Origin of the sequence: Streptomyces sp. Je 1-79, assembly GCF_025195125.1 — a bacterium.
Lineage (GTDB): Bacteria > Actinomycetota > Actinomycetes > Streptomycetales > Streptomycetaceae > Streptomyces.
This window is the reverse complement of the sequence record NZ_JAMGSL010000020.1, coordinates 34,289-49,344: the sequence shown is the minus strand read 5'-3', so window position 1 is coordinate 49,344 and position 15,056 is coordinate 34,289. Positions and strand designations below refer to the sequence as shown.

At 72.4% G+C, this 15,056-nt stretch carries 14 protein-coding genes; 6 read left to right on the top strand and 8 right to left on the bottom strand.

What is annotated here, in order from left to right:
- The first annotated feature begins 38 nt into the window (after positions 1-38).
- Both M5362_RS31090 and M5362_RS31085 read left to right on the top strand, forming a co-directional pair.
- Positions 39-2,198 carry a translation factor GTPase family protein gene (locus tag M5362_RS31090; RefSeq protein WP_260231193.1) on the top strand — a complete coding sequence of 720 codons (2,160 nt, stop codon included), beginning with the start codon at positions 39-41 and terminating at the stop codon, positions 2,196-2,198.
- Positions 2,199-2,495: 297 nt separating this feature from the next.
- On the top strand, positions 2,496-4,631 hold the full coding sequence (locus M5362_RS31085; protein WP_260231190.1) for a SpoIIE family protein phosphatase: 2,136 nt from the start codon (positions 2,496-2,498) through the stop codon (positions 4,629-4,631).
- A 16-nt stretch (positions 4,632-4,647) separates the two neighbouring features.
- On the opposite strand, the gene M5362_RS31080 is transcribed toward M5362_RS31085, so the two are convergent.
- From M5362_RS31080 to M5362_RS31070, 3 genes are all read right to left on the bottom strand, one after another.
- Complete coding sequence (locus tag M5362_RS31080) at positions 4,648-4,833, bottom strand: DUF1272 domain-containing protein (protein WP_260231189.1); 186 nt, start codon at positions 4,831-4,833, stop codon at positions 4,648-4,650.
- Between the two features lie 108 nt (positions 4,834-4,941).
- Complete coding sequence (locus M5362_RS31075) at positions 4,942-5,685, bottom strand: transporter substrate-binding domain-containing protein (protein WP_260231188.1); 744 nt, start codon at positions 5,683-5,685, stop codon at positions 4,942-4,944.
- 16 nt (positions 5,686-5,701) lie between these two features.
- Positions 5,702-6,166 carry a MarR family winged helix-turn-helix transcriptional regulator gene (locus tag M5362_RS31070; RefSeq protein ID WP_260231187.1) on the bottom strand — a complete coding sequence of 155 codons (465 nt, stop codon included), beginning with the start codon at positions 6,164-6,166 and terminating at the stop codon, positions 5,702-5,704.
- 133 nt (positions 6,167-6,299) lie between these two features.
- Between M5362_RS31070 and M5362_RS31065 the strand changes: the two genes are divergently transcribed.
- Positions 6,300-7,757, top strand: coding sequence for an MFS transporter (locus M5362_RS31065; protein WP_260231186.1), 1,458 nt, complete (start codon positions 6,300-6,302; stop codon positions 7,755-7,757).
- 165 nt (positions 7,758-7,922) lie between these two features.
- Positions 7,923-8,690, top strand: a complete 768-nt coding sequence (locus tag M5362_RS31060; RefSeq protein WP_260231185.1) for an NPP1 family protein — start codon at positions 7,923-7,925, stop codon at positions 8,688-8,690.
- Positions 8,691-8,811: 121 nt separating this feature from the next.
- On the opposite strand, the gene M5362_RS31055 is transcribed toward M5362_RS31060, so the two are convergent.
- From M5362_RS31055 to M5362_RS31040, 4 genes are all read right to left on the bottom strand, one after another.
- On the bottom strand, positions 8,812-9,030 hold the full coding sequence (locus M5362_RS31055; protein ID WP_260231184.1) for a DUF6296 family protein: 219 nt from the start codon (positions 9,028-9,030) through the stop codon (positions 8,812-8,814).
- Between the two features lie 78 nt (positions 9,031-9,108).
- The gene (locus M5362_RS31050; protein ID WP_308354925.1) at positions 9,109-9,294 is read right to left on the bottom strand and encodes a hypothetical protein; all 186 of its coding nucleotides are present in this window, start codon (positions 9,292-9,294) and stop codon (positions 9,109-9,111) included.
- Between the two features lie 16 nt (positions 9,295-9,310).
- The gene (locus tag M5362_RS31045) at positions 9,311-9,949 is read right to left on the bottom strand and encodes a TetR/AcrR family transcriptional regulator (protein ID WP_260231182.1); all 639 of its coding nucleotides are present in this window, start codon (positions 9,947-9,949) and stop codon (positions 9,311-9,313) included.
- A 117-nt stretch (positions 9,950-10,066) separates the two neighbouring features.
- Positions 10,067-12,145, bottom strand: a complete 2,079-nt coding sequence (locus M5362_RS31040; RefSeq protein WP_374214553.1) for a discoidin domain-containing protein — start codon at positions 12,143-12,145, stop codon at positions 10,067-10,069.
- Between the two features lie 220 nt (positions 12,146-12,365).
- Here M5362_RS31040 and M5362_RS31035 point away from each other — a divergent pair, with 220 nt between their 5' ends.
- Positions 12,366-13,589, top strand: coding sequence for a cytochrome P450 (locus M5362_RS31035; RefSeq protein ID WP_260231180.1), 1,224 nt, complete (start codon positions 12,366-12,368; stop codon positions 13,587-13,589).
- Between the two features lie 101 nt (positions 13,590-13,690).
- Here the strand turns inward: M5362_RS31035 and M5362_RS31030 are convergent, their stop codons facing one another.
- Complete coding sequence (locus M5362_RS31030) at positions 13,691-14,437, bottom strand: SDR family oxidoreductase (protein ID WP_260231179.1); 747 nt, start codon at positions 14,435-14,437, stop codon at positions 13,691-13,693.
- A gap of 108 nt (positions 14,438-14,545) precedes the next feature.
- On the opposite strand from M5362_RS31030, the gene M5362_RS31025 reads away from it, so the two are divergent.
- Entirely contained in the window at positions 14,546-15,034 is a 489-nt protein-coding gene (locus M5362_RS31025; RefSeq protein ID WP_260231178.1) for an Rrf2 family transcriptional regulator, read from the top strand.
- Positions 15,035-15,056 lie beyond the last annotated feature (22 nt).

Here is a 15,056-nt window from a genome sequence, read left to right as displayed (position 1 = left end):
CGCCGCCCTCTCCCGTACCCACCGAAAGGTCCCGGGCCGTGCGTACCCGCCTTCCCCTTCACGTCACCGACTCCCTGAACCGCGTCCGCAACCTGGGCATCCTCGCCCACGTCGACGCCGGCAAGACCACCGTCACCGAGCGGATGCTGTACCTCACCGGCGCCACCCACAAACGCGGCGAGGTCCACGACGGCACCACCGTCACCGACTTCGACGCGCAGGAGCGCGACCGCGGCATCACCATCTTCGCGGCGGCGGTCAGTTGTGTCTGGGACGACCATCGCGTCAACCTCATCGACACACCCGGACACGTCGACTTCTCCGACGAGGTGGAGAGATCGCTCCGTGTCCTCGACGGCGCGATCGCGGTGTTCGACGCCGTCGCCGGCGTCGAACCGCAGAGCGAGACCGTCTGGCGGCAGGCCGACCGGCACGGCGTACCGAGGATCGCCTTCGTCAACAAGCTGGACCGCGCGGGCGCCGACCTCGACACCGCCGTCGCGTCCATCCGGGACCGTCTCCACACGGTGCCGCTCGTCGTCCAGCTGCCCATCGGCAAGGAGGACGCGTTCACCGGCGTGGTGGACCTGGTGCGCATGCGCGCCCTGGTCTGGGCCGCGGGCGCCGACACGTACAGCGAGGGTCCCGTGCCCGAGGCGCTCGCGGACGAGGCACGGCTCAGGCGCCGGGCCCTGGAGGAAGCGGTGGCGGAGCTCCATCCGGCCGCGCTGGAGGAGTTCTGTGCCGAGTCCTCGCTCGGTGCGGACACGCTCACGACGGCACTGCGCGACCTGACCCGGACCGGGGACGCCGTGGTCGTGCTGTGCGGCTCGGCCTACCGCAACCGCGGGACGGAACCGCTGCTCGACGCCGTCGTCTCCTACCTGCCCTCGCCCCTGGACGTGCCGCCCGTGCGCGGCACGGCGGGCGGCGCGGAAGAGGAGCGGACCGCCGATCCGGCGGAACCGTTCGCGGCGCTCGTCTTCAAGGTCAACTCCACCGCCACCGGGCGGCTCACGTACCTCCGTGTGTACGCGGGGACGATCGGAAAGGGGGATGTCGTGCTCGACGTGGCCGCCCGGCGCACGGAGCGGATCGGCCGGATCCTGCGCGTGCAGGCCGACCGTAACACCGAGGTGGACCAGGCTCGGGCCGGGGACATCGTCGCGGTCGTCGGCGTGAAGGAGGCGCGCGCGGGTGCGACGCTCTGCGCGCCCTCCGCGCCGCTGCTCCTCGAACCGCCCACGGTGGCCGACCCGGTCGTCTCGGTCGCGGTCGAGGCGCGCCGGAGCCTGGACACCGACCGGATGGCGACGGCGCTCGCCCGGCTCGTCGAGGAGGATCCCTCGCTGACGGTCCGGACCGATCCCGAGACGGGACAGACCGTGCTCTCGGGCATGGGCGAACTGCACCTGGAGGTGGCGGTGGAGAAGATCCGACGGGCCCAGGGCCTGGAGATCGCCGTCGGCAGGCCGCAGGTCGCCTACCGGGAGACGGTCGTCCGCGGCGTCTCCGGTCTGGTCCACCGGCACGTCAAACAGGACGGTGGCGCGGGCCAGTTCGCCCATGTCGTCATCGACGTCGAACCGCTCGACGAACCGCTCGACGGACCGCTCGACGGACCGCTCGACGGGCCTGTCGACGGGAGGCTCGGCGCACCCCTCGGCGTCGCGGACCGTGGCACGGCGGAGTTCGCCTTCTCCTCGACCGTCACGGGCGGGCGCGTGCCGCAGGAGTACGTCCGCGCGGTCGAGGCCGGCTGCCGGGACGCCCTCGCCGAGGGCCCCCTCGGCGGCCACCCGGTCACCGGCGTGCGGGTGACGCTGACCGACGGCGCCACCCACTCCAAGGACTCCTCGGAGATGGCGTTCCGTACGGCGGGCCGCTTCGCGCTGCGCGAGGCACTGCGCGCCTGTGCGATGACGCTCCTGGAGCCGGTGGTCGAGGTCACGGTCACGGTGCCCGACAGCGCCGTGGGCGGCGTGCTCGGTGACCTGGCGGCCCGCCGCGGCCGGGTCTCCGGCTCGACCGCGCGGGCCGGGACGGCCGTGCTCACCGCGACGGTGCCGCTGGCCGAACTGTTCGGCTACGCGTCCCGGCTGCGCAGCCGCACCCAGGGCCGGGGCACGTTCACCACGCGCCCCACCGGGTACGCCTCCGTCCCGGCCGGCCTGGTGGCCGGCACGGCGTCCCGCTGACGGCCGCCGACGGGCCCGCCCGCGCGCAGGGCGGGCCCGTCGGCAGCCCCGTCCGGGGCCGGGCCTCACGGACCCGGCCCCGGACGCCCCCCCGCTCCCGCCGCGCCGCGTACCCGCCCGCGCACACCCGCAGCGCCGCACACGCACCTACGCACACCCGCAGCGCCGCACACCCGCACCGGCTTGTCTCGCCCCGCTCACGCTCCGTACTCTCCACGCTCCGCCGTGTGGCGGGCCGTCCGCGGGCCCGGCGCGGGGTCGGCGGGATAATGGGGGCTGCGACGCTGGAGGTGCCTGGTGACCAGCACGGTCGGTCCGGCCCGGGGCGCCGGAGCAGTGGACACCGCTCTCACCGAGACGGTCCGCCGCACCGGTGCCTCCATCGGCGCCGTCTATCTCCTCCCGCCCGACGCCCAGGTCCTGCGCCTCGACGCGCTGTGCGGGGCCCCGGCCGAGTTCGCCGGGCCCTGGTCGAGGGTGCCGCTGGCCGCGCCCGCCCCGGTGGCCGTCGCCGTCCGAGAGGACCGGCTGGTCTGGGTGGGCAGCCAGCAGGAGATGGCCCGCTCCTACCCACGGACCGCGCTGGCCCTCCCGTACCCGCTCGCGCTCGCCGCCGCCCCGATCACCGGCACCCGGCGCTGGGGGACCCTGCTCCTGATGTGGCCCGCCGACCGACCGCCGCGGCTGACCCGCCGGGAACACGGCTACGTCTTCTCCTGCTGCCGGCGCCTGGCCCGCCTCATGGACGAGGCCTACGGGTCCGGAGAGCCGTACGTGCCCGAGGACGTGCCCCGGGAGGTACCGCTCGACACCCGTCGCCGGGCCACCACCCCGGCCCAGGCGGCCGCCGACTTCGCCGAGCGTCTGCCCGGCGGCAGCTGCGCCCTCGACCTGGAAGGACGCGTCACCTTCCTCAGCTCGGGCGGCGCCGAACTCCTCGGCCGCGACGCCTCCGCCCTGCTGGGAACGCTGCCGTGGGTGTCCCTGCCCTGGCTCGACGACCCGACCTACGAGGACCGTTACCGCGCCGCGGTGATCAGCCGCGAACCCGTCTCCTTCACGGCCTGCCGCCCGCCGGACCGGTGGCTGGACTTCCACCTCTACCCGGACGCCGGCGGCGTCAGCGTCCGTATCGTCCCCACCGGCGCCCAGCAGCCGCCCGCACCCGCGCCCGGCCGCGCGCCGACCTCCCTCGCCCCGGCCCGCGCCGGCCGGCTCTACCAGCTCATGCACCTGGCCGCGGGCCTGACCGAGGTCGTCGGGGTCCAGGACGTCGTGGCCCTGGTCGCCGACCAGATCATGCCCGCGTTCGGCGCCCAGGGGCTGGTCCTCTCCGAGGCCGACTCCGGCCGTCTGCGGATCACCGGACACCGCGGCTACCCCGTCGAGAACGTGACGCGCCTCGACGGTCTGCCCCTCGACACCACCCTGACCCCCGCCGGGCAGGCGCTCGCCAGTGGCATTCCCTCGTTCTTCGCCGACCCCGAGGAGATGCGGCGCATCTACCCGGAGGCCCTGGTGATCAGCGGCAAGCAGGCCTGGGCGTTCCTGCCCCTGATCATCTCCGGCCGGCCCGTCGGGTGCTGCGTTCTCTCGTACGACAGGCCCCACACGTTCTCGTCCGAAGAGCGTGCGGTCCTGACCTCGCTCGCCGGCCTCATCGCGCAGGCCCTCGACCGGGCCCGTCTCTACGACACCAAGCAGCAGCTCGCCCACGGCCTCCAGCAGGCCCTCCTCCCGCACCGCCTCCCGGCCGTCGCCGGCCTCGACGTCGCCGCCCGCTACCTGCCCGCCACCCGTGGCATGGACATCGGCGGCGACTTCTACGACCTGATCCGGCTGGGCGACACCGCGGCCGCCGCCGTCATCGGCGACGTCCAGGGCCACAACGTCCCCGCCGCCGCGCTGATGGGCCAGGTCCGCACCGCGGTCCACGCCCACGCGACCCTCGGCGAGCCGCCCGACCAGGTCCTCTCGGCCACCAACCGGCTGCTCGACGACCTCGACCCCGGCCTGTTCAGCAGCTGCCTGTACATCCACATGGACTTCGCCCGCCGCCAGGCGTGCCTCGCCAGCGCGGGCCACCCGCCGCCGCTGCTGCGCCATCCCGACGGCCGTACCGCGCCCCTCGACATGTCCCCGGGCCCGCTGCTCGGCATCGACCCGGAGGCCGTCTACCCCGTCACCGAAATCCCGTTCACCGCCGGGCAGTTGCTCCTCTTCTACACCGACGGACTCGTGGAGACCCCCGGAACCGACTTCGACGACTCCGTCGCCGAACTCGCCGGCCATCTCGCCGCGGCGGACGACGGGGACCTGGACCTCCTCATCGACACGCTTCTGGCACGGGTCCGTCCCGAGTCACGCCGCACGGACGACATCGCGCTGCTCGTGCTGAGGAGCCCGCGCGACGAAGGCCGGTCCTCGGCGTAGAGCGGCAGGACCGCGCCTACACGGCGACCGCCCGGCGCGGTCTGGGGACCAGTTCCCCGCCGCAGTTGGGGCAGATGCCGTCCATGGCGTCGCCGCAGGGCACGCAGAAGGTGCACTCGTACGAGCAGATGCGGGCGGGAGCGTCCTGCGGCAGCGCCGCCGTACCGCAGCGCTCGCACGTCTCACGCATCTCCAGAGCCATCGTTCTCCCTCACCGTGTGTCAGGTCCCCACCGGGCAGGGCGTGTTCACCCGGCGACCCCACTCTCGCGTCCGGACCGCACCCCCGGAAGCGCGGGGAGGGCCAAAGATCAACGGGATCGGGTCTCGTCCGGCCGGGGCGGCGCCACCAGGCCGGGGGACCGGCCCGCGCGCCGCAGCGCCTCGGCGACGAACCCGACGGCCTTCAGCTCCTCGACGAGGTCCGTGAGGAAGCGCACCGTCCCCGGCCGCCGCTCCGACGTCGTGCCGACCGCCTGGCGGATCTCCATGAAGCGGTCCTCGATCAGCCGGAGACCGGGGTGCTCCGCGACGAACGCGGTCATCGGCTGCCGGATCCCGGCAGCCACCTCCAGGCCCTCCCCGAGGAAGGTGTCGACCCCCTCCTCGCCGCGGACGAGGGTCGCGTGCCGCAGCGTGCGCGTCAGGAAGAGGTCGTAGGCGGACCCCTGCTTCACACCGATCCGTACGCCGTCCCGGTCGACGTCGGCGGGCGTCGCGATGCCGGAGTCCGCGGGTACGGCGTACACCCCCTCGATCACGACGTACGGGGAGGTGAAGGCGACCTCCGCCTCGCGCGCGGGCTCGACGGCCAGGAAGCAGAGGTCCGCGCGGCCCGTGGTCATCGCCTCGAAGGACTTGCGGGCCGCGTCGAAGCAGACGAGTTCGACCGGCAGGCCGAGGCGCGCGCCGATCTCCCGCGCGATGTCGACGGTGACCCCGCCGGGGGAGTCCGGCGTGCCGTGCGCCAAAACCGGATTGCCCAGGTTGATCGAGGCCCGCAGTACGCCCGTCGGCGCGAGATCCCGGGCGATGTCCGCCGTCGCAGTCGTCATGCGCCCGGAGCCTAGGTCAGGGTTGCCCGGGCCGCGGCCAGGGGCGTCGCTCCAGGCGCTCGATGTCGCTGTTGAAGCGCCGGAGGTACGCGGCGAAGTCGGCCACCTCCTCGGCCGTCCACTCCTCGAGGACCCGCTCCAGACCGTGGACGTTCGCGGCGCGGTCCGCGTCCAGGCGGCGCCGCCCCTCGGCGGTGATGCTGAACTTGCGGGCGATGCCGCCGTCGGGGTCCGCGATGCGCTCGACGACGCCGGCCTTCAGCATCGCGGCGGTCTGCCGGTTGAGCGTGGAGGCGTCCAGGCCGAAGGCCTCGCTGAGCTGTCCGATGGACAGGGGCCCGTCGATCTCGATGCGGCTGAGCAGCACGTAGGCGCTGCGGTCGAGTCGCCCGTCGGCGCCGCGCGCCCGGGGGTTGAACAGATGCGAGTGCCGCCCGACGAGCATGGTCTCGAACTCGATCAGGTGCGTGGGCTTTTCCATGTGCCCCATCCTCCCAACCCCGCGCCGTGCCCGGTCACGCACCGACCAGGCATATGCATGATACAAGCGATGTGTATGCTGCATCGTCTGTGCATCATGCATGTCGCCCATTCGGTCCCTCAGGGAGAAGCACGTGACCAGCTCCAAGACCGACGAACGCCCTCGCGGCGTCGTCGGCGTCCTCGCCTTCGCGGGCATCGTGGCCGCGCTCACCCAGACCCTGGTGGTGCCCCTTCTGGGTGACCTGCCCAGGCTGTTCGGGACCTCCGCGTCCAACGCGTCCTGGGTGGTCACCGCCACCCTGCTCTCGGCCGCGGTGGCCACGCCGGTCGCCGGGCGGCTGGGTGACATGTACGGCAAGCGGCGCATGCTGCTCGTCTCCGTGGCGCCGCTGGTGCTGGGCTCCGTGGTCTGCGCCCTGTCCTCCTCCGTCGTCCCGATGATCGTCGGCCGCGGCCTCCAGGGTCTGGGCATGGGCGTGGTACCGCTCGGGATCAGCCTGCTGCGTGACGTGCTGCCGCCGGAACGGCTGGGCGCCTCCATCGCCCTGATCAGTGCCTCCATGGGGGTGGGCGGCGCGCTCGGACTCCCCTTCTCCGCCGCGGTGGCCGAGAACGCCAGCTGGCGCGTGCTCTTCTGGGTCGTCGCCGCTCTGGCCGCCGTGGTCGGGGTGCTCGTCCGGCTGCGCGTCCCCGCCGGCCGTACCGAGTCCGACGCCGGCCGCTTCGACGTGCCCGGCGCCGTCGGCCTGGGCGGCGCGCTGGTCTGTCTGCTGCTCGCCGTGTCGAAGGGCTCCGACTGGGGCTGGGCGAGCGGCACGACGCTCGGCCTCTTCGCCGCCTCGGTGGCCGCGCTGCTGGCGTGGGGATGGTGGGAACTGCGTACCGCCGAACCGCTGGTGGACCTCCGGGTCACCGCACGTCCGCTGGTGCTCATGACCAACGCGGCCTCGGTGCTGGTCGGCTTCGCGATGTACGCCCAGTCGCTCGTCGTGCCCCAGCTGCTCCAGCTGCCCGAGGCCACCGGGTACGGGCTGGGACAGTCGATGCTCGCGATGGGGCTCTGGATGGCCCCGGCCGGACTGATGATGATGGTCCTCGCCCCCCTCGGCGCCAAGCTCACCGCGGCCCGCGGCCCCAAGATCACCCTCGGCGTCGGCAGCCTGGTCATCGCCGCCGGGTACGCGTGCGCCCTGCCGCTCATGGGCTCGACGGCCGGCCTGCTCGTCGTGACCCTCATCTGCAACACCGGCGTGGGCCTGGCGTACGGGGCGATGCCCGCCCTCATCATGGGCGCGGTGCCCCGGTCCGAGACCGCGTCCGCCAACAGCTTCAACACCCTGATGCGTTCGATCGGCAGTTCCGTCTCCGCCGCCGTGATGGGCGTGGTCCTGGCGCAGATGACCACGGACTTCGCCGGTCATCTCCTGCCCTCCGAGGGCGCCTTCCGGGTCGCGCTCCTCATCGGCAGCGGCGTGGGTCTCGCCGCGGCGGTCGTCGCCTTCCTCATCCCCGTCCGCCCGGAGGTCGGGAGCGGCGCGACCGGCGAGGGGGCCACGGCCCCGAACGCGCCCTCCGGGGCGAAGGTCTGACGGGGCGGCGCCCGCCTCAACTTCATCGCGCCGTCATCGGCCGGTTCTCCACGCGACAGCGGGGTTCGAGACAGCTGATCTGGGCATGCCAATCGCGCACGCGCACGGCACCCCGCATCACACACCGCCTCGCACCCCGCGTCGCGGCCCCTCAGGAGGACGCAGTTGAAGACGAGTTCGTGGATCCGCAGGGTCTCCGTCACCCTCGGCAGCAGCATCGCACTGGTCGTCGCCGTCCCGGGCAGCGCGTTCGCCGCGCCGCCCCCGCCGCTGCCCGCCAACGCGGACGTGCTCGAGCAGACGTTCCAGCCCGCCTACGACTACGACGGTGACGGCTGTTACTCCTCGGCGGCCATCGGCCCCGACGGGACGATCAACCCGGGCCTCAAGCCCTCCGGTGCTCTCAACGGCTCGTGCCGGGACGCCTGGGACCTCGACAACACCAACGGGTACTCCCGCGCCAAGTGCAACAACGGCTGGTGTGCCGTGCTCTACGGCCTGTACTTCGAGAAGGACCAGGCGATACCCGGCATCGGGCTCGGCGGCCACCGCCACGACTGGGAGCACGTCGTCGTCTGGATCCAGGACAACCAGGCCAAGTACGTCTCCACCTCCGCGCACGGGGACTTCAACACGTACGGCCGTGACCAGATCCGCTGGGACGGGACGCACCCCAAGGTCGTCTATCACAAGGACGGCGTGAGCACGCACTGCTTCCGCCCCGCCAACGCGAACGACGAGCCGCCGGAGAACCACAAGGGCCGGTGGCAGTTCCCCGCCCTGGTCGGCTGGAACGGCTACCCCGCCGGGGTGCGGGACAAGCTCGTCCAGGCAGACTTCGGCAGCGCCCACTTCGGGCTGAAGGACGGCAGCTTCGCTCCCCACCTCGCGGAGGCGAAGCCCGCCGGCATCCCGTTCGACCCGTACGCCTGAGCACCGCCCGCGCCCGTACGGTGACGGGCGCCCGCGTTCGGGGAGCCGTGCCCGCTCGTACGGTGACGGGCGCCCGGCGCCTGGAAGCCGTCCCCGCCCGCCGGGCGGTTCCCGTGGACACTCAGTCCACGGGAACCGCCCGGGCGGGCACGTCGTGGCTCTGGTGTCCACCGCTGGCGACCATGCGCACATTCCCCTGATCGTCGATCTCGGCCCGCACGATGCCGGTCTCGTCGGCGTACAGGGGGTGCCCGCCGGCGCCCGTACGGTCCGTGCGGGTGACCACGATGGAGTCACCCGACACCGGAAAGGTCAGCTCGAAGCGTTCTGCCTGGTGCATGCGCCTGTTTATACCCACACCTGACGCGGATTCGGCCGCCCGCGGGGCGGCCGTGGCCGGACCGGCCACGGAAACCGATCATTCGGCGGCGCGGGCCCGTACGTCGAACCGTAGGTCGGTCAGCCGCTCCGACATCTCCCACAGCCGCCGGCCGTTCTCGGCGTCGGCCGCCGCGGGGGAGAGCCGTACGAGCGTCGGCCCGCCCGTCCGGCCCGAAGAACTGACCGCACTCGTCGACCGCGATTTCGCCCTCCTCGCCCCCACTGGACGGCCGTACGTTCTAGGCGTGGGAGCTTCGCGGGCCCACTGAGGGGTCCCGGTCACCGTCCCCGACGAGCGCCGCGACCTGCTCGGTGACCAGGTCGAGGAGCGCCGTGGAGGACTCCTCGTCGTGGCCCACGACGAGGAGGTTCAGCGTCAGCCCGTCGGTGACCGCCGCGAGGTAGCGGGCCAGCACCGGTACGGGGACGCGTAGTTCGAGCATCATGCTCGCGCCGAGTTCCTCGATGAGTTCCTGGTAGATCTCGGCGTACCGCTCGTGCTGACGGCGCGCCAGCGGCTCGAACCCCGGGGTGCGCAGCGCGTACTGGGTGAGCTCGTAGGTCAGCATGTGCTCGCCCGGATGGGCGCGGACATGCTCCCAGTACGCCTCGAACCCGGCCCGGAGGGTTTCCCGGAACGTCGCGCGCGGCCGCAGCGCCTTCTTCACCGTGCCGACGTAGTGGTCGGTGATCGCCGTGATCACGGACTCCAGAAGGGCCTGCTTGGAGTCGAAGCAGTAGTGGAAGACGCTCAGCGACACGCCCGCCTCCGCCGCGATGGACCGGGTCGTCGTACGCGGCACGCCGTCCCGGGTCATGGCGCGGATGGCCGCCTCGGTGAGCTGCCGGCGCCGTTCGACGAGCGGCAGACGGGACATGTGGTGGTTCCTTTCTCGTACACCCATGGCCCTCGCCACGGTCACGGCTCCCGGCCTCCACGGCCCGGGCGGGGCGACGAGGCGTGTCGCCCCGTCGCCCCGCCCGGGGGAGAGCCGTCAGCCGCTGTAGACGCCGACCTCACGGAGCGAGTATCCCCAGTCGGTGCCGCGCTGCGTCCCGTAGATCCGGAGATACCGTGCGGTCGTACCGGCGAACTGCACGGTGTCCAGGCCGCCGTCACCGCTCGTGGTGGACCAGGCCGTCCGCCACGCGGAGCCGTCGTCGGAGACCTCGATCCGGTACGCCTTGCCGTACGCCCGCTCCCAGTCGAGCGTGACCCGCTTGACGAGCTGCGGCTCGCCGAGGTCGATACGGAGCCACTGGCCGTCCTTCCACTCGCTGGCCCACCGGGTGCCGCTGTCACCGTCGACGGCGCGGCCGGCCACGAAGGTGGTGAACGGGTTCCACCACTCGGTGGTCGACGCCGAAGCCGGAGCGCCCGAGGCCAGGTTCACCCCGGCCCGGTGCCGCTCGGACGCGCCCCAGGTGTCGAGGTAGGACTCGGCGCCCCGGAAGAGGTCGTCCACGACCTCCTGGCCGCCGACGCGCCGGATGTCCTCGATCCAGTCCGGCACCAGGCCGTGGTGCGCGGCGCCGTCGGTGTTGAGGTCCCAGGTCCGCTGCCCGGTCGTCTGCCGGTCGATGAGCGAGCCGCCGTCCGTGCTGCGGAAGGGGTACGTGACCGCGTTGGGGGCGTCCGCGCCCCGCGGTCCCGGCCAGCCGCCGACGCCGTTCATGTCGGTGCCGTAGCCGTAGCCGACACCGTACTTCTCCCGCAGGGCGTCGGTCCGCTTCGCCTCCGAGATGAAGCCCTCGGAGCCGTGCATGTACTGGGCGATGAAGCCGCCGAGACCGTAGACCCGCTCGGTCCAGTTCAGGTCCATCCAGCTGTGCGAGGAGATCACGCCCGGGTACGACGCGGACTCCAGGATGTCCAGGGCGCGGCCCGTGGCCTTGACGCTCATGTGGTCGGCCTCGAGCATCATCTTGCGCTTCATCATCCCGCGTAGCGCGTACTCGCCCAGTTCGGTGAGGCCGCGGGTGTTGCACTGCGCGTCGGCCGCGTACGCCGGGACCGCCACGCCCGCCGGGAGCTGCTTCTCCGCCTGCGGAGCCGCGGCGAGCCCGATCGGGTTGTCGTGCTGCGGGCCTGTGCACTTCTCGGTCTTCCAGAACGTCCCGGTCGACAGGAACTGGCCGACGTTGATCGCGGTCCCCAGCGCGCCGCCGTCGAACCGGACACCGCACAGCGCGTTGTCGAACTTGTGGCAGAGGAACATGCTGCGCACGCCCAGCTGGTGGAGCTCGTCGAGGCCGCGGTCGATGTCGGCCCGGGAGCACTGCGCGATGTCCAGGATCTGCTTGCAGCCGAACGGCTCGGAGGTCTCGACACCGAGGACGACCGCCAGTTTGCCCTGCTTGACGACCTCGCGGGCCTGCTCGGAGTCGGTGACGATCCGGAACCAGCCCTTGCCCGGGCCGCCGAACATCTTGTCGACGTACTCCTGCATCTCGTACGTCTTGCGTGCCTGCAGGCGGATGGAGGTCATCTCGTCGCAGCTGCGGTCCTTGAAGAAGTAGACCGAGCAGATGACTCCGTTGGTGACCAGGTCGTTGACGAGGACCCGCTGGCCGCCGCGCCAGGCCCGCTCCACCCAGGCGTAGTAGTTCTGCTGGTGGGTGAGCGAGTCGTGGGCCGGCCAGTCCTTGAACGTCGGCCAGCCGTCGGGGTCGTGCTTGCCGTCGCCGCCCTTGGTGATGAAGTCGAAGATCGCGAGCGAGCCGTCGGGGTAGTGCTCGGGGCAGTCCTTGAGCGCGTCGGCCACGCCCTGCTCCGAGAACGTCCTGCCGCAGATGAGGCGTCCGCCGAAGGCCTCGTTGGACATCAGGTGGTTGTGCGCGTCGACGAAGCCGCGCACCTCGCCCCGCGCGTTCGTGCCCTTGAACGGCTCACCCGTGATGTTGATCTGGGAGTCGGGTGCGGGGCGGGCGGTGGGATTCCACCAGGTGTCGTCGGCCGCGGAACCGGGCGCGGGCCCGAGCAGCATGGCCACGGTGGCGAGCAGCAGCGCCAGCACGGCCAGCGGCCCGCGCCGGCCGGACGTACGGCTGTGCGTGGGGGGTCTCATGGACATCACTCACGTCTTCGGTCGAGGAATTGTCATGTTCCGCACGAAAGGTGGGTCGAGGATCCCGGCAGCCGTGAGCGGAGTCAAGAGTCCGGGACAGATGACCTGATGCGAGGTCCGGCGACTCGAATCGGCCAGAGGGGGCGACTTTCTGATCTTCCGTCAGCTGGGCGGAGACGCCACCCTGGAGAGGCCCCTTCTTCGCCCGCCCTCGAAAGGACCGACCGTGAGCCGGCCGAACCGCCCGATCGTCCTCGACCCCACAGGCGCCGACCACCACGCCGAACACCGGCTGCTGCGCGCCCACGGCTCCGCGGCCCTCGTGGACGTCCTCGGCGTGCGGGCGTGGTCGATCACCGACCCGGTCCTGCTCAGGAAGCTCCTGACCGGCCCGGACGTGTCCAAGGACGGCCGGCGCCACTGGCCGGTGTTCGACGAGGCCGTACGCGACTGGCCGCTCGCCCTCTGGGTCGCGGTGACGAACATGTTCACCGCCTACGGCGCCGACCACGCGAGGCTCCGCCGCCTGGTCGCCCCCGCGTTCAGCGCCCGCCGTGTCGCCGCCCTGCGTCCGGTCGTCGACGCTCTGGTGGGCGGGCTCCTCGACGACCTGGCGGCCGAGCCGCCCGGCGAGGTGGTCGACCTGCGCGAACGGCTCGCGTACCCGCTGCCCATCGCGCTCATCGGCCACATGATGGGCGTCCCCGAAGCGCGGCGCGACGGCTTCCGCGCGGTCGTCGACGGAGTCTTCGACACCACGCTCACCTCCGAGGAGGCCGCGGCCAACGCCGGACGCCTCTACGGCCTCCTCGACGACCTCGTCGCCGCCAGACGGGCCGAGCCGGGCGACGACATGACCTCACTCCTGATCGCCACCCGCGACGAGGACGGATCCCGCCTGACCGAGGCCGAACTGCGCGACACGCTCCTGCTGGTGATCAGCGCCGGGTACGAGACGACGGTGAACGTCATCGACCAGGCGGTGACCTCCCTGCTCACCCACCCGGAACAGCTCGCCCACCTCCGCGCCGGCCGGTCCGGCTGGAACGACGTGGTGGAGGAGACCCTCCGCCACGAACCGGCCGTCAAACACCTCCCGCTGCGTTACGCGGTCACGGACATCGCACTCCCCGACGGCCGGACCATCGCCCGGGGCGAGGCGATCCTCGCCTCGTACGCGGCGGCCAACCGCCATCCCGGCTGGCACGGGCCGACGGCCGACGCGTTCGACGTCACCCGCCCCACCAAGGACCACCTCGCCTTCGGCCACGGCATCCACTTCTGCCTGGGCGCCCCCCTGGCCCGGCTGGAGGTGGCCACGGCCCTGGAGCAGCTCTTCACCCGCTTCCCCGACGTCTCCCTCGCCACCCCGCCCGCCGAGCTGCGCCCTCTGCCGTCCTTGATCAGCAACGGCCACCAGTCGCTCCCGGTCCGGCTGCGCCCGGCGTAGCGGGCCCGATTGCCGTCCGGACGCCCAAGGGTGTCCGGCGTGCCGGAACCCTCAGCCCCCTGCCGGTGAACGTGGCAGGGGGCTCGGTGGTGCCGGGTCGTTCAGCTGTCGAGGCTGGTCTTGAGCCAGTCCTGGTAGTGGGTGGGGGCCAGGCGGGCGCCGGGGCCTGCCGTGAGGACGTCGCCGCTGACGGCGGCGAACATGCCGGCCTGGTCGTCGACGACGATCTGACGCCGGTCCTGGCGCGCGGCCAGGGTGATCCGGCCGATCTCGTCCAGGGTGAGGAGGTCGGGGCCGGCGACGTCGAGCGTCCCGTTCAGCGGCGCCCCCGTGGCGACGTCGGCGAGGGCGTCGACCACGTCGGCGGTCGCGATCGGCTGGAGGGGCGTCGAGGGCAGTCGTACGGTCCGGTCGTCCGCGCTCCAGGACAGCACGGCGTCCATGAACTCGAAGAACTGCGTGGCGCGGACGATCGAGTACGGGGCGGGCCCGTCGCGCAGGAGGTCTTCCTGGAGCACCTTCGCGCGGTAGTAGTCGAGCGCGGGGACCTGGTCCACGCCGACGATCGACAGGGCGACCTGGTGGCGTACGCCGGCCCGCTCGCCGGCGTTGAGCAGATTGCCGACGGTGGTGCGGAAGAAGTCGAGCGACGCCTCGTCGAAGGTCGGGGAGTTGGTCACGTTGACGACGGTGTGGGCGTCGGCGAGCGCCTCGTCCAGACCCTGGCCGGTGAGCAGGTCGACCCCCGAGGAGAGGGACGCGGCGAGCACGTCGTGGCCCGCGTCCCTGAGGGTGGTGACGAGCTGGGAGCCGATCAGGCCGGTGCCGCCGATGACGGTGATCTTCATGGTGAGCCTTCCTTCGTGGGGTGGTGACCCCCGGGGGCGCAAACTCGGATAGCCGATGTCCGAGATGATACTCGGATAGTCTGTATCCGAGTCAAACGGGGAGGCCGCATGAAACTGTCCGGTGGTGTCGAGTGGGCACTGCACTGCTGCGTGGTCCTCACGGCGGCCAGCCGGCCGGTGCCGGCGGCACGGCTGGCGGAGCTGCACGACGTCTCGCCGAGCTATCTCGCCAAACAGCTGCAGTCGCTGTCCCGGGCCGGCCTGGTGCGATCCGTGCAGGGCAAGACGGGTGGATACGTGCTGACCAGGGAGGCCGGTGACATCACGCTGCTGGATGTCGTCCAGGCCGTCGACGGGGCCACTCCGGCGTTCGTCTGCACCGAGATCCGCCAACGGGGACCCTTGGCGACCCCGCCGGAGAAATGCGAGAAGCAGTGCCCGATCGCCCGGGCGATGGGCGCCGCGGACGCCGCGTGGAGGGCCTCGCTCGCCGCGACGACCATCGCCGATCTCGTCGCGTCGGTGGAGGGCGACAGCGGGCCGGACGCCCTCCCGGGAGTCGGTGCCTGGCTGACCGCGGGCCCCGACGCGGGCTGACGCGCGGGGCCGCGCGACGGCA